Annotated in this window: 24 protein-coding genes, 4 tRNA genes and 2 pseudogenes; 16 read left to right on the top strand and 14 right to left on the bottom strand. The window is 51.6% G+C overall.

Annotation, left to right across the window (positions count from 1 at the left end; translation table 11 throughout):
• Positions 1 to 441, bottom strand: coding sequence for a ribosomal protein S18-alanine N-acetyltransferase (gene rimI, locus MKZ79_RS12840; RefSeq protein ID WP_336142700.1), 441 nt, complete (start codon positions 439 to 441; stop codon positions 1 to 3).
• Positions 404 to 817 (bottom strand): DNA polymerase III subunit psi, encoded by a 414-nt coding sequence (locus MKZ79_RS12835; protein WP_336142699.1) that lies wholly within the window; start codon positions 815 to 817, stop codon positions 404 to 406. Before MKZ79_RS12835 ends, rimI begins: the two co-directional genes overlap by 38 nt.
• Positions 818 to 923: 106 nt before the next feature.
• Between MKZ79_RS12835 and rsmC the strand changes: the two genes are divergently transcribed.
• From rsmC to MKZ79_RS12815, 4 genes are all read left to right on the top strand, one after another.
• Positions 924 to 1958, top strand: a complete 1035-nt coding sequence (rsmC, locus tag MKZ79_RS12830; RefSeq protein ID WP_336142698.1) for a 16S rRNA (guanine(1207)-N(2))-methyltransferase RsmC — start codon at positions 924 to 926, stop codon at positions 1956 to 1958.
• 196 nt (positions 1959 to 2154) lie between these two features.
• Positions 2155 to 2241, top strand: a tRNA-Leu gene (locus tag MKZ79_RS12825).
• A 31-nt stretch (positions 2242 to 2272) separates the two neighbouring features.
• Positions 2273 to 2359 (top strand) — tRNA-Leu (locus tag MKZ79_RS12820).
• Positions 2360 to 2392: 33 nt separating this feature from the next.
• Positions 2393 to 2479 (top strand) — tRNA-Leu (locus tag MKZ79_RS12815).
• Positions 2480 to 2640: 161 nt separating this feature from the next.
• On the opposite strand, the gene MKZ79_RS12810 is transcribed toward MKZ79_RS12815, so the two are convergent.
• Positions 2641 to 2925, bottom strand: a complete 285-nt coding sequence (locus MKZ79_RS12810) for a DUF1435 domain-containing protein (RefSeq protein ID WP_336142697.1) — start codon at positions 2923 to 2925, stop codon at positions 2641 to 2643.
• Between the two features lie 241 nt (positions 2926 to 3166).
• Here MKZ79_RS12810 and MKZ79_RS12805 point away from each other — a divergent pair, with 241 nt between their 5' ends.
• From MKZ79_RS12805 to MKZ79_RS12795, 3 genes are all read left to right on the top strand, one after another.
• Positions 3167 to 4252 carry a GGDEF domain-containing protein gene (locus MKZ79_RS12805; protein WP_336142696.1) on the top strand — a complete coding sequence of 362 codons (1086 nt, stop codon included), beginning with the start codon at positions 3167 to 3169 and terminating at the stop codon, positions 4250 to 4252.
• A 386-nt stretch (positions 4253 to 4638) separates the two neighbouring features.
• Entirely contained in the window at positions 4639 to 5433 is a 795-nt protein-coding gene (gene fhuF / locus MKZ79_RS12800) for a siderophore-iron reductase FhuF (RefSeq protein WP_336142695.1), read from the top strand.
• A gap of 90 nt (positions 5434 to 5523) precedes the next feature.
• Entirely contained in the window at positions 5524 to 5991 is a 468-nt protein-coding gene (locus tag MKZ79_RS12795) for a YbaK/EbsC family protein (RefSeq protein WP_336142693.1), read from the top strand.
• 10 nt (positions 5992 to 6001) lie between these two features.
• On the opposite strand, the gene MKZ79_RS12790 is transcribed toward MKZ79_RS12795, so the two are convergent.
• Positions 6002 to 7210 carry an MFS transporter gene (locus MKZ79_RS12790; RefSeq protein ID WP_336142692.1) on the bottom strand — a complete coding sequence of 403 codons (1209 nt, stop codon included), beginning with the start codon at positions 7208 to 7210 and terminating at the stop codon, positions 6002 to 6004.
• 213 nt (positions 7211 to 7423) lie between these two features.
• Here MKZ79_RS12790 and MKZ79_RS12785 point away from each other — a divergent pair, with 213 nt between their 5' ends.
• Both MKZ79_RS12785 and MKZ79_RS12780 read left to right on the top strand, forming a co-directional pair.
• Positions 7424 to 7870 carry a DUF2946 domain-containing protein gene (locus MKZ79_RS12785; protein WP_336142691.1) on the top strand — a complete coding sequence of 149 codons (447 nt, stop codon included), beginning with the start codon at positions 7424 to 7426 and terminating at the stop codon, positions 7868 to 7870.
• A 72-nt stretch (positions 7871 to 7942) separates the two neighbouring features.
• Positions 7943 to 9379, top strand: a complete 1437-nt coding sequence (locus tag MKZ79_RS12780; protein ID WP_336142690.1) for a PepSY-associated TM helix domain-containing protein — start codon at positions 7943 to 7945, stop codon at positions 9377 to 9379.
• 95 nt (positions 9380 to 9474) lie between these two features.
• Here the strand turns inward: MKZ79_RS12780 and MKZ79_RS12775 are convergent, their stop codons facing one another.
• The 3 genes from MKZ79_RS12775 to MKZ79_RS12765 are packed head-to-tail and all read right to left on the bottom strand — an operon-like array spanning position 9475 to position 12905.
• The gene (locus MKZ79_RS12775) at positions 9475 to 10449 is read right to left on the bottom strand and encodes a nucleoside hydrolase (RefSeq protein ID WP_336142689.1); all 975 of its coding nucleotides are present in this window, start codon (positions 10447 to 10449) and stop codon (positions 9475 to 9477) included.
• 3 nt (positions 10450 to 10452) lie between these two features.
• Positions 10453 to 11481: a LacI family DNA-binding transcriptional regulator gene (locus tag MKZ79_RS12770; protein ID WP_336142688.1), complete on the bottom strand. Its 1029-nt coding sequence runs from the start codon at positions 11479 to 11481 to the stop codon at positions 10453 to 10455.
• Between the two features lie 47 nt (positions 11482 to 11528).
• Positions 11529 to 12905 carry an MFS transporter gene (locus MKZ79_RS12765; RefSeq protein ID WP_336142687.1) on the bottom strand — a complete coding sequence of 459 codons (1377 nt, stop codon included), beginning with the start codon at positions 12903 to 12905 and terminating at the stop codon, positions 11529 to 11531.
• A 557-nt stretch (positions 12906 to 13462) separates the two neighbouring features.
• Between MKZ79_RS12765 and MKZ79_RS12760 the strand changes: the two genes are divergently transcribed.
• Both MKZ79_RS12760 and MKZ79_RS12755 read left to right on the top strand, forming a co-directional pair.
• Positions 13463 to 14032: a histidine phosphatase family protein gene (locus MKZ79_RS12760; protein WP_336142686.1), complete on the top strand. Its 570-nt coding sequence runs from the start codon at positions 13463 to 13465 to the stop codon at positions 14030 to 14032.
• Positions 14033 to 14310: 278 nt separating this feature from the next.
• Positions 14311 to 14386: transfer RNA gene (locus MKZ79_RS12755), tRNA-Ile, on the top strand.
• Positions 14387 to 14864: 478 nt separating this feature from the next.
• On the opposite strand, the pseudogene MKZ79_RS12750 reads toward MKZ79_RS12755, so the two are convergent.
• Positions 14865 to 15200: pseudogene (locus tag MKZ79_RS12750) on the bottom strand (phage tail protein); the annotation flags it as partial.
• A gap of 117 nt (positions 15201 to 15317) precedes the next feature.
• On the opposite strand from MKZ79_RS12750, the gene MKZ79_RS12745 reads away from it, so the two are divergent.
• Entirely contained in the window at positions 15318 to 15920 is a 603-nt protein-coding gene (locus tag MKZ79_RS12745; protein ID WP_336142685.1) for a hypothetical protein, read from the top strand.
• 99 nt (positions 15921 to 16019) lie between these two features.
• Here the strand turns inward: MKZ79_RS12745 and MKZ79_RS21270 are convergent, their stop codons facing one another.
• The 3 genes from MKZ79_RS21270 to MKZ79_RS12735 all read right to left on the bottom strand — a co-directional run bounded on the left by MKZ79_RS21270 (position 16020) and on the right by MKZ79_RS12735 (position 17340).
• The gene (locus tag MKZ79_RS21270) at positions 16020 to 16106 is read right to left on the bottom strand and encodes a DUF1493 family protein (protein WP_442897154.1); all 87 of its coding nucleotides are present in this window, start codon (positions 16104 to 16106) and stop codon (positions 16020 to 16022) included.
• Entirely contained in the window at positions 16073 to 16333 is a 261-nt protein-coding gene (locus MKZ79_RS12740; protein ID WP_442897149.1) for a hypothetical protein, read from the bottom strand. Before MKZ79_RS12740 ends, MKZ79_RS21270 begins: the two co-directional genes overlap by 34 nt.
• A 290-nt stretch (positions 16334 to 16623) precedes the next feature.
• Positions 16624 to 17340, bottom strand: coding sequence for a hypothetical protein (locus MKZ79_RS12735; RefSeq protein WP_336142684.1), 717 nt, complete (start codon positions 17338 to 17340; stop codon positions 16624 to 16626).
• A 76-nt stretch (positions 17341 to 17416) separates the two neighbouring features.
• Here MKZ79_RS12735 and MKZ79_RS12730 point away from each other — a divergent pair.
• The 3 genes and pseudogenes from MKZ79_RS12730 to MKZ79_RS12720 form a co-directional block, all read left to right on the top strand.
• A pseudogene (locus MKZ79_RS12730) lies at positions 17417 to 18235 on the top strand (phage portal protein); the annotation flags it as partial.
• Positions 18236 to 18457: 222 nt separating this feature from the next.
• Positions 18458 to 19570, top strand: coding sequence for a ParA family protein (locus MKZ79_RS12725; RefSeq protein ID WP_336142683.1), 1113 nt, complete (start codon positions 18458 to 18460; stop codon positions 19568 to 19570).
• Between the two features lies 1 nt (position 19571).
• Positions 19572 to 20450 carry an SIR2 family protein gene (locus MKZ79_RS12720; protein ID WP_336142682.1) on the top strand — a complete coding sequence of 293 codons (879 nt, stop codon included), beginning with the start codon at positions 19572 to 19574 and terminating at the stop codon, positions 20448 to 20450.
• Between the two features lie 380 nt (positions 20451 to 20830).
• Here the strand turns inward: MKZ79_RS12720 and MKZ79_RS12715 are convergent, their stop codons facing one another.
• The 3 genes from MKZ79_RS12715 to MKZ79_RS12705 all read right to left on the bottom strand — a co-directional run bounded on the left by MKZ79_RS12715 (position 20831) and on the right by MKZ79_RS12705 (position 22494).
• A complete protein-coding gene (locus MKZ79_RS12715) occupies positions 20831 to 21022 on the bottom strand; it encodes a hypothetical protein (RefSeq protein WP_253455651.1) in 192 nt (63 codons plus the stop codon).
• Positions 21023 to 21194: 172 nt separating this feature from the next.
• The gene (locus tag MKZ79_RS12710; protein ID WP_336142681.1) at positions 21195 to 21656 is read right to left on the bottom strand and encodes a DUF943 family protein; all 462 of its coding nucleotides are present in this window, start codon (positions 21654 to 21656) and stop codon (positions 21195 to 21197) included.
• Positions 21646 to 22494 carry a YPO3983 family protein gene (locus tag MKZ79_RS12705; RefSeq protein ID WP_336142680.1) on the bottom strand — a complete coding sequence of 283 codons (849 nt, stop codon included), beginning with the start codon at positions 22492 to 22494 and terminating at the stop codon, positions 21646 to 21648. Before MKZ79_RS12705 ends, MKZ79_RS12710 begins: the two co-directional genes overlap by 11 nt.
• A 403-nt stretch (positions 22495 to 22897) precedes the next feature.
• Between MKZ79_RS12705 and MKZ79_RS12700 the strand changes: the two genes are divergently transcribed.
• Positions 22898 to 24136, top strand: coding sequence for an FAD-dependent oxidoreductase (locus MKZ79_RS12700; RefSeq protein WP_336142679.1), 1239 nt, complete (start codon positions 22898 to 22900; stop codon positions 24134 to 24136).
• The last annotated feature ends 1 nt before the right edge of the window (position 24137 follow it).

Below are 24137 nucleotides of genomic sequence, written 5' to 3'. Positions count from 1 at the left end.
TTAAATAGTTAGCGCCATGATGATGGCGTCTTCTTTCCCCTCGGCGGTGGGATAGTAGTTACGGCGAACTGAAACCTCATTGAAATCAAGCTGCTGGTAGAGCGCGATGGCGGCCTGATTGGAGGCGCGAACTTCCAGCCACAGCGTCAATACGCCGCGCTTCTCCAGCTCGCTAATCAGATGTTGCAGCAGCGTGCGGCCCAGGCCGCGACGCTGAAAGGCGGGATCGACCGCCAGGTTAAACAGCGTAGCCTCATCCAGCACGATTTGGGTGATGGCGAAAGCCGCCATCTCTGTGCCGACATCCAGCCGGTAGTTGAGATAGCGTTCGCCCTGATTGCTGGCGAAGGTTTTTTCACTCCAGGGAAAAGCGTGGCTGCGCTGTTCAATAGCGAAAGCGCGATCAAGATCTTGCGGCGTCAGTAAAGAAATCTGCTTCATAGTGGGTGATCTGCTGCCAGAGCGCGCGTTTGGCGTCGGCGTTGTGGTAAAGCTCCGCCAGTACGGGCGAAGTAAGTTGAGGGCCGGCCACCGGCGCAGTCAATCCCAAAGACCAGCTGGCGCAACGCGTATCGTCAGGCAGCATCGCCAGCTGTTCCGGCGTCAGCGCCATCACCTCGTGTTCGCGCATCAGCATCGCGGCAAGCACGTCGCGGATCAGCGGATCGCTTAACGGCGGCGGCGTTTCCGCCACGATCAGTAGCCGGGTCTGTTCCGGCAGCGAGATGGAAACCTCGCCATGCAGGGCGCGCGGACGCCGCAGCGTATACTGCGTTATGCCCATCTGCTGTAATAACCAGTCACGTCTGGAAGACATCGTTTTTCCCGTCTGGTCGCCCAATTGCGACGCTATGCTAGCAAACCCATCGAATCTGCGCCAACAAACCACTATAATCGCCGCTCTGATTTGTAAGGAGCCACCGATGTCCGCATTTACCCCGGCCAGTGAAGTGATACTGCGCCACAGTGATGAATTTTCTCAACGCCGCGTGCTGTTTGCTGGCGATCTGCAGGATGACCTGCCCGCCCAACTGGATACCGCGCTGAGCCGGGTGCATACCCAACAGTATCATCACTGGCAGATCCTCAGCCGCGCGATGGGTGAAAATGCCTCTTACGGCCTGGTGGCGACGCCGGAAATGGTTGCCGACTGCGATACGCTGATCTACTTCTGGCCGAAGAACAAGCCGGAAGCGCTGTTCCAGCTGGAAAACCTGCTCTCTTTACTGCCGGTCGGCAGCGAACTGTTTATCGTCGGCGAAAACCGCAGCGGCGTACGCAGCGCGACGGAGATAGTAGAAGGCTGGGCGACGCTGAACAAGATTGACAGCGCGCGCCGCTGCGGCCTCTATCATGGTCGCCTGGACGCGCAGCCGGAATTTGACGCCAAAGCTTACTGGAACGACTACGAGCTGGGCGATTTGACCATCAAGACGCTGCCGGGCGTCTTTAGCCGCGACGGGCTGGACGCCGGCAGCAACCTGCTGCTCTCCACCCTGACGCCGCATATGAAAGGTAAAGTGCTGGATATCGGCTGCGGCGCGGGCGTGCTTTCCGCTATGCTGGCGCGCTTCTCGCCGAAGGTGCGCCTGACGTTGACCGACGTCAACGCGGCGGCGGTGGAAGCCAGCAAGGCTACGCTGGCCGCCAACGAGCTGGAGGGCGAGGTCTTTGCCAGCAACGTCTATTCCGACGTGCAGGGCCGCTTTGACCTGATTATCTCTAATCCGCCGTTCCATGACGGTATGCAGACCAGCCTGGACGCGGCGCAGACGCTGATCCGCGGCGCGGCGAAGCATTTGAATATGGGCGGCGAGCTGCGTATTGTCGCCAACGCCTTCCTGCCCTATGCGCAGGTGCTCGACGAAACCTTCGGCAGCCATGAAGTGCTGGCGCAAACCGGCCGCTTTAAGGTTTATCGCGCCGTCTGGTCACGAGCGGCGAAAGCCAAACGCTGATACCTCGCTGCCAGCTTTGCCCCGCGTCTTTAAGGGCGCGGGCGCTTCCTTTCCCCGCTTTTTGGCCTACGAACACGCTAGCTGGCGCTTTCTGCAGCGATCGCCGCAGTAGCGTTAAATAACTGTTGACGTGCCGGGGAAAATCTCTAGAATGCGCCTCCGTGGTTGCAATATAACGTTGTTATGTTGACGGTACGCGAAGGTGGCGGAATTGGTAGACGCGCTAGCTTCAGGTGTTAGTGTCCTTACGGACGTGAGGGTTCAAGTCCCTCTCTTCGCACCAAAAACCACGTTATTCATGTTACGCGCACTGCGCGAAGGTGGCGGAATTGGTAGACGCGCTAGCTTCAGGTGTTAGTGTTCTTACGGACGTGAGGGTTCAAGTCCCTCTCTTCGCACCAATGCGGTGACATGGGTAAAAAGTTCAACACGATGCGAAGGTGGCGGAATTGGTAGACGCGCTAGCTTCAGGTGTTAGTGTTCTTACGGACGTGAGGGTTCAAGTCCCTCTCTTCGCACCACGTTGAACCTTTCCTCTCCCTGTTTGTCCTCTTGCTTTTTTTCTGTTCGTTTCTTCTGTTTTCTCCATACCCGTTTTACGCTTTATGACCCTGTTTCCGCCACAGGCTTGCTGCAGAGTACGCTATTGGCCCACGCTCGTCTTTACGGCGCGAGCCCGCAGTTAAAGCGTGCCGAAGTTTACCGATATCGCCGCCGCGCCGCCCGCCAGCGCCAGACAGGAAGGCAGCAGCAAATAGTGACGCAGCCGTTTATGGTACAGCATCGCCACGGTCGCCAGCAGCGCGATAACCATCACCAGTCGCCACTCGCTAAAAGAGAGATTCATTAAGGTAATCAGCGGCATAATGGCGCACGGCAACAGAACGCCCCAGCCGCTGTCCAGTTTTTTTCCCAACATCCAGCTTACTCCCCCTACGCCGCAAGCGGCCACCACGGCTGTCAGCATCGTTTTACCTGCGCTACGAATGATAATGATTAGCAATAGCATATAAGAACTTTTATCATTTTGCAGCAAGATTTCTCGATCGCCGTTAACGCCCGATGATGACACCAGAGATATTAAGTGTTAAATTGGCGCCGCCCTACTATTCTGTATCTCCATATAATAACAACAGCAAATTATTCCCGGCATGGTCCTTTATTCAGGCCAGGCCGCATGCTATTCAGGCAGTCATGAGTAGAAAATAATGAAATTACAAAGCTATAATGAATTGCTTCACAGCAAATATCGGCTTTCGCTGATGCTATTTCTCTTTTTAAACGCTGCAGCGTCTTTATTTTATATTTACAGCAGAAAAGAAGGCTTTCTGTCGCCCACGCTGATTATCGCTCTGCTCAGCGGGCTAATATTGTTATGGATGCTTTTGCGTCCCAGATGGAAATTTCCGCTATTATATATCGCCGCGCTAACCACGGGTCTGCTTTGGGCATGGCAGATCGTTCGCTCATTTGAATTAGTTTTCTATTTTGACAACAGCTTTTTGCTGCTCAGCCTCTTTAGCGCTTTTTTTATCGCGGCAATTGCGCTGAATGATAACTTGCTGGCGTTTTGCCTGCACACCGCGCCGCCTTCGGCCACGATCATCGTGCTGGATCGCGGTCAGGATACGCTGCTTATCGCCTTTGTTATCCTGCTGCCGCTGGTGGGCTTTACGCTCAACCATATGCTGCAGCGCCGGCGCGACCGCTTTACCCGTCGCCTCGTCAACCAGCTCTATGAAGAGAAAGAGGCCTGGAGCGACCTGAGTATGCTCGATCCGCTGACCGGCCTCTATAACCGTCGCGGGCTGATGAACAGATTAAAAAATATCTTTGATAATCATGCAGGTAACCACTTTGTCCTGCTGCTGGATATCGATCATTTCAAAGCCTACAACGATAACTACGGTCATGCGATGGGCGACCAGGCGCTGGCGCGCGTTTCCATCGCCATCCGCGACGCGGTACGCTCCCGCGATATTGTGGCGCGCTACGGCGGAGAAGAGTTTCTGGTGCTGCTGACCAACGTGAACGAAGCCATCGCCATGAAGCTCTCGGAGCGTATCCGCCACTATATTCATGAACTGGATATTCCTCATCTTTTTAATGAACGCGTCGCCACGCATGTCACTCTCAGCGCCGGTTTTGCTCCGATAATCGATGAGGATTTTGACAGCGCGATCGCCAATGCCGATCGCGCGCTTTATCTGGCAAAAAATCGCGGCCGAAATACTATTCTCTCCTGGGAAGAGGTTGACCGACAAGATTTGTCCAGACCGGCGGACGCACTTTAATAGATTCGCCGACCTGACCGCTACGGGTCGGCGAAATAATTTGCCTTAATATTGTTATTTGATTTATCGCCTGCGAACATAGCCGCATTCGGCGGATTTTTTCAGATTTCCTTTATGCGCATCCGCGCTAAAATCGGCTACAGGTTTTATTATTCCTCTCCCTGAGCCATTATTTCTCTCTGCAAAAATTCTTAAATGCAAATTAATGGCAGCGAGAAAAGAACCGTCTCTTTTTTTGATTACGTCATTAATGCAAATTAACGCATTCCGGGATTATTACGCGCGCGATCGGCGCGCCAAATGACGCTTGTTTGTCCGCTGCGCCTCAGATACAATCAAGAACGATTATCATTTGTTTTCCCACTTAGATTGATGCTGGATAACCCATGAGCACGCTTCGTCGTCAGGTACCCGAGTCAGCCGCTTCCCCGCTCATCTTTTTGCAGAGCCATCGTCCGCTGGCTGGTTCGCTGCGCGCGCTCTTCAGCGAGCATCGCGCTTATTTCCTGGAGACGATAAAGCTTAACGACGCGCCGCCCGCCGAAGCGCTTACGCTGCAGCAGTGGTCTCAGCCTGAGCAGTTCGCGCGGCTGAATGCGCTCTACGGCGATTTTATCTATCGCGAGCACGGCGAACTGCAAAGGGAAAACAAGCCGCTGCAGTCGCTGTGGGCGCAGTGGTATCTGGGCCTGCTTCTGCCGCCGCTGATGATGGCGCTGCTGCTGGAAAACCGGGCGCTGGACTGCTCGCCGGAGCGTATCCACGTTGAGTTTCACGAAACGGGTCGGCCTGCGGCTTTCTGGATTGACGTAAAGGAAGATGAAGAGGCGCGCTATCTCAGTCCGCGCCGCCGTATGGATCGCCTGATCCAACAGTGCCTGATGCCGATAGTGACCGGCATAGAGCAGCATGGCGAAATCAACGGCAAACTAATCTGGAGCAATACCGGTTTTGCCGTCTCGTGGTTCCTGGGCGAGCTGGCTCCGCTGCTGGGCGAAAGCCTGCGCGCCGAGCTGGAGCACGCCTTTTTCTTCTCGCGTTCGCTGGCCGACGGCGCCGATAATCCCTTTTACCGCACCATGCTGCCGCGCGACGGCGAGATGCAGCGCCGTACCTGCTGTCAGCGCTATCGACTGCCGGCCGTAGAACGCTGCGGCAACTGCACGCTCAAGCCGGTCTGACGCCCCGAACTTTCTCAATTTTTCCTGACCCGTTTACAGCCAGCCCGCGCTATGGCAGCTTTATCGCCCCTAGTCTAAAGGAGCGGAAGCATGAGCCTGGAGTCTGTACGGCAATTTTTTGCCGACCACGCGCCCGATATCGACATTATTGAGCTGGCGGAAAGCACCGCGACGGTGGCGCAGGCGGCGCGTGCGCACTACGTTAAGCCCGGCCAGATAGCCAAGACGCTGTCGCTGAAGGTGAAAGATCGCGTGATATTGATCGTGACCTGTGGCGACTTAAGGCTGGATAACCGTAAGCTGAAAGCTTTGCTGGGCGCCAAAGCGCGTATGCTCAGCACCGATGAGGTGGTCAGCTGGACAGGCCATCCGGTTGGCGGCGTCTGCCCTTTTGGTCTGGAGACGCCTTTGCAGATCTTTTGCGACCTGTCGCTGCAGCAGTACGATGAAGTGCTGCCCGCCGCCGGATCTATTTATAGCGCGGTGCGTATCTCTCCGCACAGGCTGGCGGCGCTGACCGACGCCAGTTGGGTGGACGTCTGCCAGCCACGGGAGTAACCGCGCAGTTTTACTCTGATCGGTGAGTTATCGCCTTGCCGCGCGTCTCTTTGCCGCAGGCGACAATCAGCGCGATCAGTACCGCTACCGTTCCCGCCACTATCGCCATCGCCAGCCCGTAATCGTTGCCGTGCGCTTCGGCGATGCCGGATTGCAGCGTGGCGTTAACGGAGGCGATCAGATTGCCAAGCTGGTAGACAAAGCCCGGCAGCACCGCGCGCGTGTTGGCGGGCACCAGCTCGGTCAGGTAAGTCGGCACTACGCCCCACGCGCCCTGCACCATAAACTGCATCAGAAACGCGCCCAGCCCGATAGCCAGCGAACCGCTGGAGAAAGCCCACAGCGGCAGCACCGGCAAAGCCAGCAGCGCGGCGACGATCATCGCTTTTTTACGGCCAATCTTTTCCGAAAGCGAACCAAAAAATACGCCGCCCAGCATCGCCGCGATGTTATAAGCGATAGCGATCAGGCTTACCGTGTGCGGGTCGAAACCGTGCTGCACTTTCAGGAAGGTCGGATAGAGATCCTGAGTGCCGTGGCTGAAGAAATTAAAGCAGGCCATCAGGCCGACCAGATAAAGACACAGCTTCCAGTGCTTGCGCACCACCGGCAGCAGCGCCACGCTCTCTTTACGCGCCCTGGCCGCCAGCCAGACAGGGGATTCCGGCACCTTAAACCAGATAAACGGCAGCAGCAGTACCGGCATCGCGCCAATCAGGAACATGCCGCGCCAGCCGACGAAATCGTAGCAAAGACCAAAAATAATCGACGCCAGCAGATAGCCGGCCGGATAGCCCGCCTGAAAAATGCCTGACATCAGGCCGCGGGAACGATCCGGAATCGTTTCCATCGCCAGCGACGAGGCGACGCCCCAAACGCCGCCCATCGCGATACCGTAAATTACGCGCAATATCAGGAAGGTGGTCAGCGTCGGCGACCAGGCGGAGAGCAGTTCAAACAGCGAAAAGAGCAGAATATTGCTCATCAACACTGGCCGACGGCCATATTTTTCCGCCAGCCGGCCAAACAGCAGCGCGCCGATTGGCCGTACCGCCAGCGTCAGCATAATCGCCAGCGACACCTCGGAGATTTCGGCGTGGAAATTGGCCGCGATATCGCTCAGTACAAAAACCAGAATAAAAAAGTCGAACGCATCCAGCATCCAGCTGGCAAAGCTGGCGAAAGCCACGTTGCGCTGGGTAGAAGTCCAGTCAAACATAGAGAGGTTCCTGTCTTACAGCCTGCGAAAAGCCGCCAGCCGCGGCGGCATGAATGTTAAGCATTTGTTTATAGCATGTAAGAACCAATGTAAGTTCAGGGCAGTTGTCAGGCTTTAATTCAGAATGTAAGCAACCTTTTCCCAACATAAACGACTAAATTTGCTACACTGGCCGCCGCTTTGTAGGCAAAGCGCTTTATTGTCGTTGAGAAAATGCAAAACCTGTCGCTGATTAAAAGGCGGCATAGCCTGCTCGCTGCCTGGCTGGGCCTGCTTGCCGTAATGCTGCTGTTTGTCGCGCCGGTGATTTCTAAATCGCTGGCGGTTTCGCCTGCGTGGCACAGCATGATGATGCCGGGTATGGCGATGCATGAAGAGATGGCGATGGAGCGTGCAGGCGCAGAGCATCGGCATTACGCGACCGCCGACCAAAGCGCGATGCCCGTTTATGGCAAACATCATCCTCCGCTTTCCATGATGGACGACAGCGCCTGCGGCTACTGCGTGTTGCTGGCTCATCTGCCGCTCGATCTCGCCCGCTTGCCGCCGCTCTGGTCAGCGCTGCAGGCAGCAAGATTGCCTGCTCCGCCGCTGCTCAGCCCCGTTATCGCCCGCATCTTTCCCCGCTATTTCCATCCGCGCGCGCCGCCGCGTCGTTAAGCACTCCCTGAAAGAACGTCGCTCCCGCGACAGTGATCTGCTTATGCCTGTAATCAGGCGGATGGAATTCGTATGTCAGAAAAAAGCCTGGCGCAGCCTTCGCGCGCCGTTACCACTCAGAGCGCGCTGCTGCCGCTGCTGCGTCGCCTGCATTTTTATATCGGCCTGTTTATCGCGCCTTTTATCTTTGTCGCCGCGCTGACCGGGACGCTCTATGTTCTCACGCCGCAGTTGGAAAATGCGCTCTACTCACACCAGCTCTTTACCGACGGCGCAGAGCCGGCCCGACCGCTCGCCGATCAGGTACGTGTCGCTCAGGACTTCGCAGGTTCGGGCATGACAATCAGCGCCGTACGTCCTGCGCCTTCCGCCCTGGAAACCACACGCGTGATGTTTACTACGCCGTCGTCGCGCCCTTCTGAAAGTACGGCTGTTTTTGTCGATCCCGGTACGCTGGCGATCCGCGGTATGCTGCCGGTTTACGGCACCAGCGGCGTGCTGCCGCTGCGCACCTGGCTGGACTACCTGCACCGTAATCTGCTGCTGGGCGATATTGGCAGGAACTACAGCGAATTGGCCGCCAGCTGGCTGTGGGTTGCGGCGCTCGGCGGCGTGCTGCTCTGGGCGACGGGCCGTTCGCCGCAGCGCGCCAAAGGTCGGGGCCAGCAGATCCTGCGGCAGCGCTACCGGCACAGTACCCTGGGCGTGCTGCTGCTGCTCGGCCTGCTCTTCTTCTCCGCTACCGGACTGACCTGGTCGCGCTGGGCTGGCGATAATATTTCTGCCATGCGCAGCCATTTCGGCTGGATGACGCCTGCCGTAAATACTTCGCTGCTGCCTGACCAGCCCGCTATCGCTGACGAACATGCGCAGCATCATCTGTCTGATGATCATTCGATGCCCGGTATGACGATGCCCGGCCACGCGCATCAGGCTACCTCAGTGAGCATTACGCCAGCGCAGTTCGACGGCGTGGTAGAAGCCGCTCGCGCAGCCGGTATCCAGGCAGAGAAAATCGAAATCAGGCCGACGACCAAAGCCAACAAGGCCTGGGTCGTCAGCGAGATCGATCGCCGCTGGCCCACCAGGGTAGACAGCGTGGCGGTCGATCCTGCGACCTTTCGCGTAATGGATAAAGTGGCGTTTGCGCAGTTCGGCCTGCTGGCGAAACTCACCCGCTGGGGCGTGGACGCGCATATGGGCGTGCTGTTTGGCCTGCCGAATCAGCTTATCCTGGCGGCCTTCGGTTTGGGGCTGTGCGTGATGATTGTGCTTGGCTATCGCCTGTGGTGGCTGCGGCGTCCGGCTGCCGCGCAGGGTTGTCATCCGGCAGAAACCCTGACCTACCACTGGCGACGGCTTGGCCTCAGCGCCCGCTTTCTGCTGCTGGTCTGCACCGTCGCGCTGGCGGTCAGCCTGCCGGTGATGGGCGTGAGCCTGTTGGTTTTGCTGCTGATTGACGCGCTGCGCTGGCAGCGGGCGAAGCAAAGAGCCGATTTGCCCTGCTGAAAACGCGCCAGACAAGAGAGTCTGCGCAGGTAAGAAGAAGCCGCCAGGCAGCAAAGGCGCTTTTCGTCCGGAACAGGGTCGCCAGTGCGGCCCTGCTACGCCAGCGCCCGCTCAAGCATCGCCAGCAGCCGGGCGTTGTCCACCTTTTGCAGCACGTGCACCAGACCACCGGTCGGTTCGCCGGTGGCCACATCAACCCGCAGCGGCAGACGATAACGCCAGGATTTGCCTCGCGTCATTCCCGGCCTCAGCTCCACGTCAACATAGTAATCCGCCGCCGTGGCGACGCGCTGATCGATTAGCCATGCCATCACCAGCGCGTCATGAACCCAACAGCCCGGCAGTTTGCGGGTCTGCATGGAATAATCGAGCCACGGCCGCAGCGTTTCGCCGACAAATTTCGCCAGCGGCGTATTAAGCGCCTCAATCCGCCGCAGATCGCTGTGGGTAAACATCGTTTGCGTGGTGGCGTCCATCGGTACCAGCGTAATAGCGGCGCCGCAGGTCAATACCCGCCGCGCCGCTTCTGGATCCAGACCAAAATTGGTGTCTTTGATAAAATCATCCAGGGCGAAGACGCCGCCCATAATGGCGATCTCCTGCACCGCTTCCGCCATTTGCGGGTAGCGCTCCAGCGCCAGAGCGACATTCGTCAGCGGGCCGATCGCCACCAGCGTGATTTTTCCCGGGTTGGCGCAGATTAGCTTCCCCATCGCGTCAGCGGCTTCTTCACCCGGCGCCTGATAAGCACGAGGCGCGCGAACGCCCTGCCAAAGGTGCGACAGCTGCGAATGCCAGACGCGATTATCCAGCGCTTCGCGCCAGGGCTCGGGCGGCTCCACCAGCGCCCGATCGGCACCTTTATAGACGGGCACCTCCAGATCCAGCCTGGCGAACAGCTCTTTCGCCACGTTGAAGCCGGTTTGGCTGGGCGTATTGCCTGCCACTATGGTGACCATCTCCAGCGAAACCGCAGGCGATCCAATCGCTAAAGCCAGCGCCAGACCATCGTCCACGTTAGCGCCGATCACGCCGTTGCCGGGGTCGCAATCAATAATTACTCTTTTCATTAATTAGTCTTGTGCTGCAGAAATAAGGCCGCAGCCGCAGGATTCACCGATCTGCAGCTGGTGGGAGAACTCGCTTAGCTGAACCTCGCTTTGCGGCGCGGCCAGCATCGCCAGCGCTTTTTTCGCCATCGCCTCCACCGGCTGGCGCACCGTGGTCAGCGAAGGCACATGGAAGGCCGACTGCGCCGTGCCGTTAAAGCAGACCAGCGCGATATCTTCCGGCACGCGCAGTCGCTGCTCTGCCAGCGCCCGGATAAAGCCAATAGCTTGTAATTCATTGGAAACGAACAGCGCGCGAGGAAGCGTTTCGCCCCGCAACATCTGTTTTGCCGCCAGATAGCCGCCTTCCCGCGTATAGGGCGCCGGGAAAATCCATTCGGCACGCTCCGCCACGCCGAACTCCGCCAGCGCCTGACGCCAGCCTGTCAGACGATCCTGCGCGTTGTACATTTCTGGCGGGCCGCTGATCGCGCCTACCTGCTGGTAGCCGTGGCTGAGTAAATGCGAAGCGACCTGATATGCCGCCTCGGCCTCATCCACGCGCAGAATATTGACGTTCAGCGCCGGATCGACACGGTCGAGCATCACCAGCGGCGTACCGCTGGCCTGAATAATATCGATATAGGGATGACGATCGACACTGTTGTAGAACAGGCCGTCAACCTGCTGGCTGAGCAGGCTGTTGATCAGCTCCAGCTCGCGCTGGCGGCTGTCGCCCGCGTCGCCAAGCAGCATGACCATGCCGTTGTTGAGCGCTTCCTGCTGCAGCGCGTGAGCGAAAGAGGCAATGAAAGCATTGCTGATATTGGGCACCACCAGACCATAGGTTCTGGAGCTGCCTAACGCCAGCGCTCTGGCCAGACTGTTAGGGCGATAGTCGGTTTTTTTGATCGCTTCCAGCACGCGACGGCGGGTCGCTTCCGCTACCGGCCTGGGGCCGTTATTGATCACATAACTGACTACGGCGACAGAAGTGCCGGCTTCTCTGGCTACATCGGCGCGCGTCGCCCTGTCGGAACCTGGTCTGGCCAATCTGTTACCTCTTTACCCTGACGGGCAGGCAAAGCCAGCCCGCGTTATCAAATCGCATCTTCCGGCGCATTGAGATCGCGACCCCGGGTTTCCGGCGCGACAAAGGTGGTCAGAAAACCGATCCCCGCCATCACCGCGAAATAGGTAGCGATAACCCACCAGTGGCCGGTCCAGGACAACAGCGCCGCCGCTACCAGCGGCGCAGTGCCGCCGGAAAGAATGGAGCCCAACTCTTTAGCGGTCGCCATTTTAGTGTAGCGGTGTTTTACACCGAACATCTCAACGCCCCACGCGGCCTGCACGCCATAGATGCCAAGCGAAGCCAGTCCCATGCCAACGACGATAACCGACATCACTATCGCCGGCTCGCGCGAATCGAGCAGCATAAACGCCGGAAAAGCGTAAAGCACTAATAGCAGGCAGAACCAGCGATAGGTAATGCGACGTCCAAAGCGGTCGGAAAGCCAGCCAGCAAAAGGAATGATCAGAAAGCCCAGCAGCGAAGCGATAAAGACCGCCGACGTCGCCACCGATTTATCCACCGCTAACACCTTAACTACATAGCCGATCATAAAACCCTGCGCCAGGTAGCTGGGGCCGTTCTCGCCAATGCGCAGGCCAAGCATCACCAGAAACGAGCGGCTGCGCTGCCACAAAGTCCGGTCGGCCGCAGGCTGGTACATTGCCAGCTTGCCTTCCCGCACCGCCTGGATCTCCGCGTTTTTGCGTTCAAACACCGGCGTTTCTTTCAGATGACGACGGATCCACAGCGCCAGCAGCGCTATCAGCGAACTACAGAGAAAAGGAATACGCCAGCCCCACTCCTGCAGCTGCTGCTGATCCATCTGCACCACGGCCAGCCAGACCAGCGACGCGATCAGCGTGCCGCTGTTTGACCCCAGCGCAATAATAGAAGACACAAGCCCGCGTCTTTCCGCTGGCGCATATTCGCCCAGCATTACCGTTCCGCCGGAAAGCTCCGCTCCTGCGCCAAACCCCTGGCTGAAACGTAAAACAACCAGACAGACCGGCGCCCAGAAGCCAATGGAGGCGTAGCCGGGAATAACACCGATTAGCGTAGTGGAGAGACCCATCAGAATAATGGTGGTGACCATAACGACCTTACGGCCCTTGCGATCGCCCAGCCAGCCGAAAAAGAGCGCGCCGATAGGCCGGGCAATAAAGCCGACCGACCAGGTGGCAAAACTCGACAGCAGCGCCATTGCCGGCGTAACGTTAGGGAAGAACACATCGCCGAAAATGATGCCGGCCGCCAGGCCGTAAAGCGCAAAGTCGGCATATTCCATTGCCGTACCAAGCCAGCAGGAAAAGGTGGCTCGCCAGAAATCCTTGCGTCCTTCCGGCGTAGCCAGCCGTTCATCCGCCGCAGAAACGGCGCTCCGTCCATTGCTTTGTGTCAACATGAAAAAAATCCCTGAGGTGAGGAGGTTTTTATCGCCTTCCCTGGCTATCTGCGACATGCGGCCATTCGCCAGTCAAGACGTGCTTTTGCTGAGCCATGATTAAAGGTCAGTAACGGGTTCCCTGGTGTTGGACTTCGTTCTGTCTACTTTGCGCCCGCCGATTTCAGTTATCAGTCATTTAAAACGTAAAGTAAATTTGACCTTCACCGTGCAAAAAAGCATCGCCACCGTGAATTTTTAACGCACGCCATTGTATCTACGCGCGTAGATAAATCAAGTCATCAGACGAAACAAATTAGCCAACCTTTACATTCCCCAGAAACCAGCTGAATATAATTCTTTTTAAATCATAAATTTAATTAACTTTATCGATTTGCTTTAAGCTGATTATTTGAAAGATATAAGCCTGCTTTACTTAAAATACCCCGTTACGTCACTCTGTTCCGGTTTCAGCAAGCGCACTCTACTATGGGTGCGTGACAAATTGATGATGCTGCGGCGTGCAGCTGGCTATGTCTGACCAGGCCGTACCTGCATAGATTATTTTAAGGACGCTTATGACTATTATCCTGATGCGCCACGGTAAACCGGATCACGCTCAGCATGGCCGCCTGCCTGCGCTGGCGATGGCAGCCTGGTGCGAAGCTTACGATATGTCGCTGGTTGCGGAGATGCCGCCGGAAAGATGCCGGGAAGTCGCCGCCACCGCCGATTATATAGTGGCCAGTCCACTGCCTCGCGCGCTTTCCTCGCTGGAAAAGCTGGGGCTGGAAGCCGTTTCTGTCGATCCGCTGTTCAGCGAGGTTTCGCTACCCGTGATGCGGCTGGGCTATCCCCATCTTCCGCCTGGTTTCTGGCTTTTGCTCCTGCGCCTGCTGTGGCTCGGCGGCTACGCGGGAACGGTAGAATCTTATCAACAGGCGGAACAGCGCGCGCGGCTCGCCGCCGCTAAGCTGATAGCGCTTTCTGAGCAAGGCAACGTGTTGCTGGCCGGACACGGCATTATGAATAAGCTGATCGCTCGTCAGCTGCGTAAACAGGGCTGGCTGGCCGAAAAGCACGCCAGCAGCCGCTACTGGAGCACCGCGATCTATCATCCGCCCTTGATTCCGCCGCAGGAAAGCTGAGCGCGAGCAGCTGGGTATGGTGGATTCTGAGGATCCTGTCGGGTGACAGGCGCGCCTGCATGGTTACAGCTTCAGGACGCTGCATTTGTGGCAAAAAGCGTAGTTTAGTGTCGACGTTTGTGATGATGAGCCAACGGATACGTTACGGTATGATGTGCTGCACGATAACGGTTTGTTATTTAAATAGTTACACCGCTTAAGCTTGTGGGTAAAAAACAGACAGTCAGCCACCTGGCGCTGGATTGCATCCGCAAGTTACTTTATAATCCCGCGCCACAGGCCCCTTAGCTCAGTGGTTAGAGCAGGCGACTCATAATCGCTTGGTCGCTGGTTCAAGTCCAGCAGGGGCCACCAAATTTATCAAGGACTTACGTTAATAGCGTGAGTCCTTTTTGTTTTCCAGGATATCTATAGGATATTTTAGACAGGGATTTACAGTGTTCAACAGGTACTGTATGACTGGCCACTTCTTTGTGATTGGCTGCTTCTTTCAAACCATGCCTGACCAAAGCAAACATGCGCCCTTCTGTCTTTGAGTGAGCTTTTCCGTCCAAGCTCGACTCGAAAAAATCTTCACCGTTGTGGAATTGCGTGGCGAAGGAAGCTTAGCGGTAAAAGGTCGGCAACACCTGTTTCATCGCGGCCCGCTTAGCAGCATTCAGGTATGTGCAGAAGCAATCACAACGCCCTCTTCTTTCCCCTGCTTCGCTATGAATTGACTGCAACTTAACCTTGATTTCTGTATAGAGTAATGCGGGAAAATCTTTACGGTGCGGCAGTTAGTTTTGGTTTCTCCTGGCTTGATTCGGAGAAAACCTTTGGCTCCTCTTCATCCGTCAGGACAACCGCCAGCCGTTACGCCCCCGATAATATTGGACGTGGTGTCCACTTCGGTTTCGCCATGCGGTACATGCGCCACGACGGTGACGGGTTTCGACTGGTCGGCGATCGTATCCTGTGACCAAGCCAACGTGCTGGACTCGCCAGCTTTGCCGCTGGCCGTTAGCACGTCGGTAAGTAAAACAGGTTTATTCAGCGGAAAAGTCGCCGCGTCAGCATCGTCTGCGGTACAGACCAGCCCGACGATTGCCGTGCTGACGGTGGTGATAGTTCGGGTGCCCTCGTTGATTTCCTCAACGCGCACGCCGTGGTGATAATCCTGGGCCATGTGGCGGTTCTCCTGTAAAGGGGTTCCGCTATGCTGTGTCAGTCCAGAGAAAGATTCATTTGTGATAAATTGTTTAAGCAACCACACAAATAAATTCGATGCTATAAGGGAGAAGAAATGAAAGCAGAGCAAGCCAGTTGTGACGAATGGTTCAAAGCAAGTATGTATCGGGAATTGGCATATCGAATTTCTTTATGGACATTTTTCACTTGTTTTACTTTTTACCTGGCAAGCACCAAAACGAATTTTTCATTTACAAAAAACCTGAAAGATACAATAGAAAAAAGTGGTCTATCCATAAATACCATTGGCTTATGGGTACTCGTCTTTATGGCAATAGCTTGGTTTACAAAGGATATTGAAAGAATGCAACTTCCCGAATGGAAAAATACTGCCATAGGAAAGTCATTAAGTTTTTACAGAAAAGTCATCGGCGATATACTACTTTGGCTTTGTTCTACCTGTAACGCCATGCTTTTTATTACTATCGGCTCCTTCATACATGCACTAAAAAACCATCCTCTACCTGGGTTACATTCTGCTTCAAATGCTGCGGGAATAGTTTTACTTTTCATATTATTGGAAGCCGCCATGGTGGTTTTTTATGTGATAATAAAAAAAGAAGGTGGATTGTTGTCAGGCCATATCAAGAAGAAAATAAATATTATAATTTTGCACATTTCCTTTATTTCTTTAACCATATTAATGGTCAGCAACTAGATGGAGAATATTTTATACTATGGCCACCCTGTAAAACAGGCTGGCACTTCTTGAAAAATCCCGGCCATATCTAATGTAGAAGCATTACCAACGCCAATATCATGAATATAGCCACTGCCCCGCCTCAGCGGAATCAGTCAACATTTGGGCAGTCAACTCTTCAGGTTGATTGTGATCGGTACGCAGATATTTTGGTAAAATAGCATTTGGTAGAAATGGTATTTCTGTGATGGGAAATATCGGCGTAATTCAAAACTAATCATATCGACGCGAAATGATTCAACGTACTCTTCAAAAAAGTCATGAGCCTCTTCAGGCAGTACACCATTTTCACCTGTACTCAGAGAAGCGTTATCTGGCATTTCCCAAAAATATTTGGCAACAAGACGACGGACCCTTTCAGCAATGCTCATACTTTCCCGGTCCTTTTTCACCAGCAATCACTTTATAGGGGCTGATGAAATTCATTTTTAATACATAGGAAATGACCACAACAACGCTCAATTATACTACTTATCTTTAGATTTAAACTGTATTTTATTAAAAACCTTAACGCTCAATATAAATATTACAGCAATTGTGATTAGCAATAGCCTTCCCCAATAATCTGGAAAAAAAACCACATAAAATACGCCCGCAACAATTACTAACAATACGGGCACGTAATCAATAGCAATATTCAATATAAACTTTGTTAAAAATTTCATTTTATACCATCCAGTAGCCTGATAATATCTTGCTCAGTTGGCGATGTTCTTCCGCTTAATTTCATATTGAAAGAGTTGATAACCTTTTCAATATAAATATAGAGCATTTCAAGATTATTTTTGTAAAGAGCCTGATAAAATAAAGGGTTAGTTGAACGCAGACGTCGAGCGGCCATGGCAGATTTTTGCACTTTCCCATAAAAACCTAATCCGGATAAAGCAATATAGCTGGTACCATTTATAGCTGTTCTGATAGCCATAGAAATTGGCGCGGCTTCTGCTATCCCTTTAGCCATTGCATATGATATAGCCATTTTCGTGACTTTCGATGCTTTGCCGTTAGCAGCAAATCCAGCAATAGACATTACTTTTTTCTGTATTGGAGAATTAGGGCTTTCAAGTTTCCTTGCGTCCTGATCGCGTAACAGATAGGCGGTGTAAAGTTCAAACATATCCAAAAAGACATCTTTCCTTTTATACGCTTCATAGACAGAAAGAAACATCCTTTTATCTTCCAGATTCAATTCGTTGCATACATCACTGTACTTATCTGTGAAGCAAGAACTGCGCCATGAAAGCCGTTCTGTACCTGAATATATGTCACTTATATTCTCTCTGGCTACATTACCTACCCCTTGCAATCCCTTACTGAAGGCATCGGCAATCTTCTTATCTGCTGTGATCTTTAATTTTAAATATTGTGATAGCGCCATTAGTAATCATCCTTTTTTAATGGCGCATTATTATACAGGACTATAATCAAAAGAAAACTTAAGAGTTTGGCTCTGGTCGCCCATCTACGTTAAGCGCAACATTCTGGCATCAACCTTTATCCCGCATCCGATGTTGAGTCAGCAGGAGTTCAGCAAGTTTGCACTGGATTATCTGGTGTTCGGGAATGCCTTTGCCGAGCTGCGACGCAACAGCCTCGGCAAGCCGTTCAGGCTGGAAACCACACCGGCGAAGTTTACCCGCAAGGGCGTTAAAGAGGGTGAATACTGGTTTGTGAACGACTGGAAGGAGCCGCATCAGTTTGCAGCTGGCAGCGTGTTTCACCTGATAGAGCCGGACATTAATCAGGAGCTTTACGGCCTGCCGGAATACCTCAGCGCGCTGAACTCCGCCTGGCTCAACGAGGCGGCCACGCTGTTTCGGCGCAAGTACTACCAGAACGGCGCGCATGCGGGCTACATCCTGTATATGACCGACGCGGCGCAGAGTTCCAGTGACGTCGTTCGGATGCGTCAGGCGATGCGCGACACGAAAGGCCTGGGTAACTTCCGTAACCTGTTTATGTACGCGCCGAACGGCAAGCCGAACGGCATTAAAATTTTGCCGCTCAGCGAGGTGGCGACGAAAGACGATTTCTTTAACATTAAAAAGGCCAGCCGCGACGACCTGTTAAGCGCGCACCGCGTGCCGCCGCAAATGATGGGGATTATCCCGGACGGTGCCGGCGGATTCGGCAATGCGGTCAAGGCGTCACAGGTTTTTGTCAGGAATGAGCTGATGCCGTTACAGGAGCGGTTGAAGGAGATTAATGAGTGGATGGGGGAAGAGGTGATCGCTTTTCGGGGGTATTCGCTGGAGAGTGCAGCACAAGACTAAGAGATATCATTTATAATCAAAATAATATCGCTGGCAATTTTGGTGCAAGATGGCCTAAAGTCGGTGATGCATTAGGAATTGTTACTGTATTGGGTTAACGACGAAATTGTAAAGTAGCTCAGTGAGGAATATCATATTGTCTACACCCAATAAATCTGAGAAAATGGTATCACTATCTAAACGTATTGTATCTTTTAAAATTCACGAAATGTAGGATAAAAAATGGCGCGCAATACTCGAAGCAAAAACACAAATATTGAACTTACACTCGAAGACATTCAATTAATAGAAAAAATAAAAACACTTAAAACAAAGACAACTTGTTTTTTTAATAACAAAGGTGGAGTAGGAAAGACAACTTTAGTTGCTAATTTAGGTGCAGAATTATCGCTTAACTTTAACGCAAGAGTATTGATCGTTGATGCTGACCCCCAGTGTAACCTTACTCAGTACGTATTAACAGATTCGGAAACACAAGATCTTTACAGCCAAGATAATCCTGAAAGTATTTATACTGTCATAAGACCATTATCTTTTGGCAAAGGATATGAAAGTGACCTTCCAATCCGTCATGTCGAAAAATTCGGCTTTGACATAATCGTCGGAGACCCTAGGTTGGCCCTTCAGGAAGATTTATTAGCTGGAGACTGGAGAGATGCAAAAGGCGGCGGCATGCGAGGAATAAGAACAACGTACGTGTTTGCTGAGCTAGTAAAGAAAGCTACAGAACTAAATTACGATTTTGTTTTCTTCGACATGGGGCCTTCCCTTGGAGCAATTAACCGTGCAGTTCTACTTGCAATGGAGTATTTTGTAGTCCCTATGTCGATAGATGTTTTTTCGTTGTGGGCGATTAAAAATATTGGCACAACGGTATCAATTTGGAAAAAAGAACTTGATACAGGAATAAAACTATCGGAAGAGCCAAGCGAATTATCGCAATTATCTCCACAAGGAAAATTAAAATTTTTAGGATATGTGACACAGCAACATAAAGAGCGCTCAGGTTATGATACTGTCCGTTTGGATAACGCCGATGAAATCAAAACTAAGCGTCGCGTCCAAGCGTATGAAGATATTGGCGAAATATTTCCATCCAAAATAACTGAATATTTATCTAAGTTATATGCAGCAAAAACGATGAACCCTCATTTAGGAGATATTCGGCATCTAGGAAGTTTGGCTCCTAAATCTCAATCTCAACATGTACCAATGATTTCGGTTTCCGGTACGGGTAACTATACAAGATTACGGAAAAGCGCAAGGGAATTATACCGCGATATTGCCCGCCGTTATTTAGAAAACATTAAAGAAGCTAATAACGGAAAACAATAAAATGAATTACAATGAAGATTTAATAAATGATCTTGCCCAACAAAAAGTTGTTTTATTTATAGGTGCTGGCGTATCTTCAAGTGTAAATCTGGATGCAATGAACAGATTTAAAGGGTGGCCGGATTTTCTTGAGGCAGCGGCAGAAAATAGAGATGTAAAATTAAAAAGGCAGATAAAGTCTTTGATAAAGTCCAAAGATTACCTATTGGCTTGCGAGTTATTACAAGCTGATTATGGTGAAACATGGGAGAGGAAAGTTACCGAAGAATATGGACGCGCTGCACAACCATCTAAACTGCATAAATCTTTAATTTCATTAGGCCAAAGAATAATACTTACAACAAATTTTGATAAATTGGTCGAAAGCGCATGGGCATCATCATTAGCTGATGGCGAAAGACATTTTAAGGTGCTAACAAAAATAGATAATGATATTTTCAAAATCCTGAAAGATCATGATACTTCTTATATAATTAAAATTCATGGCTCAATAGATGACGTGAGCAATATAGTATTTTCCCGCTCACAGTATATAAGACTTGCATTCGGAAACGAAAACTATTCATTATTTTTAGATTCTCTGTTATTGAATTATACTTTTTTATTTGTTGGTTTTTCAATGGATGACCCCGCCATTACATCATTAATGGAATTATATGCATATAAATACCCTAAATCACGCCCGCATTATATTATAACAAATAATAAAATACCTCAGAATATTTTAGATATTCACAGATCTCTGAGGAAACTTATTGCAATGACTTATGATCCAAAAAATAACCATGAGGAGCTACCTAAACTGATTGACGGCATGATGGAAAGAGTAAATTTAAAAGCCAAAGCTAATATAGCAAAATTATTAGCCAAAATATCATAGATGAGTTTTTGAATCTCATAAAATTAAAAAATTTATATATCAGCGCAATATCTAATATTCGCTCATGCATTGACTACCAGAGGCTCTCACATACATTATGCAGCCTCTCTCTTCTCTTTTTGCAATACAAGCCGTATATTGCCGCTATCACTGTATCGTTAACATAACTTGCCGCATACATGTTTGCTGCCTCCGCGCGCAATGCTATCTCCGCCACGCCTGCCCGCTTCGTGTATCGCTTTTAATGCAGTTGCATGACCCAGCCGGATCCACGCCAGCTCAGGCCTTCAAAGGGATCCTCAGAAGGGATCGAAGCATGCAAAACCATGCACCTGATGCATGCATGGCTGCTTACCCGTTTTGCTGACAGTCACCTGTGATTATTTTTGACAAGGCACGGTCGAAAATGCGACCGAAAAATTTCCATCTGAAAGCGTGTTGTTAGCAGCTATCTCGGCGATCAGATTGAGCGCGATTTCTCTGTCCCGCTCTTTGCACATCCCTTCAGTTGTCAGCCTGGCTATCAATTCGACACGTTCAAGCGTGACACGCTCTTGTAACTCGTTATCCACATTCCCTCCCATCTTTTACTGTGTTTTTATACAGTATCATAACTTCAAATCGTAGCGTAAGAAAATTCTCATGCCAAATACCATTTCTTATCTTACTGAAATGATGGAGTAGAAGTAACACTATCTTATCCTGACATTTAGCCTGAAAAAACCTCTCAACACAGACATTACTTCAGTCAGACTTTATCTTTATTATCTTCCCTTCACTATTTATCCGGTATGATCCACTACTCAGAAGAAAATAAAGACCGGTATTTTTGCTGTTCCTCACCATTAGCAGTGAATCTTTATCGATACAATTTATTGGCGGTTTCATATCGTTAAAACAAAGCCGATCGTAACCATCCGTTTCTTTATAACCTTCACCGAAGTCCCAAAAGACAATCACAAAGGAGCCATCAGATGATGGCATCGGAATTTGATACTTTTCTTTAAGCATACTTTTGTTTTCCTCCCACCATTTAATCCTGCCTTTTTCAGTTATCGGGAATTTTTTCACTAAAACATCACTATAATGGTCATCTTTGTGTACGGCTATAATCTCGACCTGACGCAGCGATACCCAAAAAAAACCTGACAGGATACAGGCTACAGCGATTAACGTAACGCAGGTTTTCTTTTTTTTAATAGCCATTACGATGCCCCGTAATTTCAATAGTAGCTTCTATATTAGTCATAAACGGCCTGAAACCAAACAAATTACATCTTTGTAAAACAAACCAGATACGAAAGAAATTGAATGCCAGAAATTTACCTTTCGTTATGTCTTCATCGTCCAGCCCAAAATGATCCTGGATTTTATAATGCACTAAGGCGCGGTAGCGGTTGTTAGCGACAGAAAGGGATTTTATAGTGATATGCGTTGCCCAGGTATCATGAACGGTAATCCCCATCCCGTTAAAACTGTCCTGAAACCGATCGAACTTGGGCAATCTTCCCCTGAGAATGGCTTTGCAAAGCTCATTCTTTTGATCGACAGGATAATATTTATTATCCCAGTTTATTCTTTCTTCGAATGTTTTCGCCAGTAAAATACGCGTACTATTGTCTTCCGATTTGTCATTACGAATATGTTGTTTTAGAGCTTGATCCAGCGCCCCATCACGAAAAGGCGTACCTCCGCCATGCTGCATATGGGTAATCATCTTTTCAATCAGGTGGCAGTAAGGCCCATACAGGGAAAATTCTCGCGATAGCTGGCGGAATTCATCGAACAGGATAGCGGTACACTGCTGGCGGGTGATCTTCGCGCCAGCGGGACGTCCGTTACAGCAAAACATTGAGCGTGGATTATCCAGAGCAGAGCGCCGGGTCAGCGTCCAGGGATCGACCCGATCGGAGATGTAATTCAGTCCATAACGCGTTTTTAGTTGTGATGCCGATAAATCCCCGTAGCGCATGTCTCTGGCGCTGTTGTCATCCATCCGGTTCTGGCTTTTGAATATGGTGCAGGGAAACTGTAGTGCTGACATAGCCTCTCTTCCTTGTGAGTACAGAAACTGTTCCGGTCATAAATCATACGCCGCTGAAGCCGCCTGTAAATGCCTGCAGATAAATCAGTAGTAATTAAGAATATTGCCCGATTCCGGTAAAGTTAGTTCTTTCGCTACTTTTTTAAGAGTGGCAGGCTAAATAACAAGAGATCAGGTTAGCCTGTTGCATAGCTTTATTAATACCCTGGAATTGTCTGGCCATTATTGCTTCACTATGGCACGTCATCGACCAGCCCTGTTTTCCTCGCTCGTGAGCGATATTATCTCCGTCACGCCTTCCCGCTTTGAACATCAGCTTCCCCACAAAAAAGCCGCACCATCTGTCCACCGCTTGCCTTGATAATAACTATTATTAATTAAGCCTTTATGCGGATGAAACTGAATGAATATACACCAACATAGCCCTGTATCTTCCTGCTGTATCGTCGGTGCCGGTCCGGCGGGCCTGATGCTGGGCTATCTGCTGGCGCGTAACGGCATTCCCGTTACGGTGCTGGAAAAACATGGGGATTTCCTGCGCGATTTTCGGGGCGACACCATTCATCCCTCCACGCTGGAGATCATCCGGCAACTGGGGTTTCTGGACGAATTTCTGGCGCTGCCGCATCAGAAAGCGGAAAAGCTCTATGGCGAAATCGACGGCCAGCCAGCCGTGATGGCGGACTTTACTCGCCTGCCTGTCCACTGCAAATATATCGCTTTTATGCCGCAGTGGGATTTCCTGAATTTCCTTAGCGCTAAAGCGCTGGCATTACCCAATTTTCAGCTGATTCAGAACGCGCAGGTTAGCGAACTGATTGAAGAACAGGGACAGATAAAAGGCGTGCAGGCTATTGTCGACGGTGAACGGCAAGAAATCCGCAGCAATTTGGTTATCGGCTGCGATGGTCGTCACTCTGTGGTTCGCGATCAGGCAGGGCTGAAGGTACGCCGCTTTGGTTCCCCACGCGACGTGCTGTGGATGAAAGTGCCTAAACAGCCGGACGATCCTGAATGGTCGCCGGGCCATCGCGGCCCGAAAAAGCACTTTATCATGATCGATCGCGGCGACTACTGGCAGTGCGGCTACTCGATTAGCCAGGGCAGTTTTGCCGATCTGCAGCGCACCGGACTTTCCGCTTTTCTGCACCAGGTTGCCGACGCTTCGCCCTTTACCTTTAACCGACTGCAGCAGGAAATTATCGACTGGCAACAGGTTAAGCTGCTGGAAATCCGTATCGACCGTTTAGAACAGTGGGCGAAACCCGGCCTGCTGTGTATCGGCGATGCCGCCCACGCTATGTCGCCGATTGGCGGCGTCGGCGTTAACCTGGCGATTCAGGATGCGGTCGCAACCGCTAATTTGCTCTCGGCTCCGCTAAAAAAGGGAAAACTGAGCCTGAAAGATTTGCAGAAGGTGCAGCGTCGACGCGCTTTTGCGACCTGGGCTACCCAGTCGCTGCAGATAATGATTAGCAAGGCGGGAAAGAAGCCGCGCCGCAAACCGCCGGGCCGCATGGAGCTGTGGCTGCGTCGACGTCCTTTTCTTCCCTTTTTATTTGGCAGGCTAATAGGAATGGGGTTTTATCACGAGCTTCCCAAACGGCGAAAAAAAAGCGGCCCCGCAGGGCCGCTGTATTGAC

This window comes from Erwinia sp. CGal63 (assembly GCF_037026505.1).
Lineage (GTDB): Bacteria > Pseudomonadota > Gammaproteobacteria > Enterobacterales > Enterobacteriaceae > Erwinia.
The sequence above is the reverse complement of the archived record's forward strand: the minus strand, read 5'-3'. Positions and strand labels throughout refer to the sequence as shown.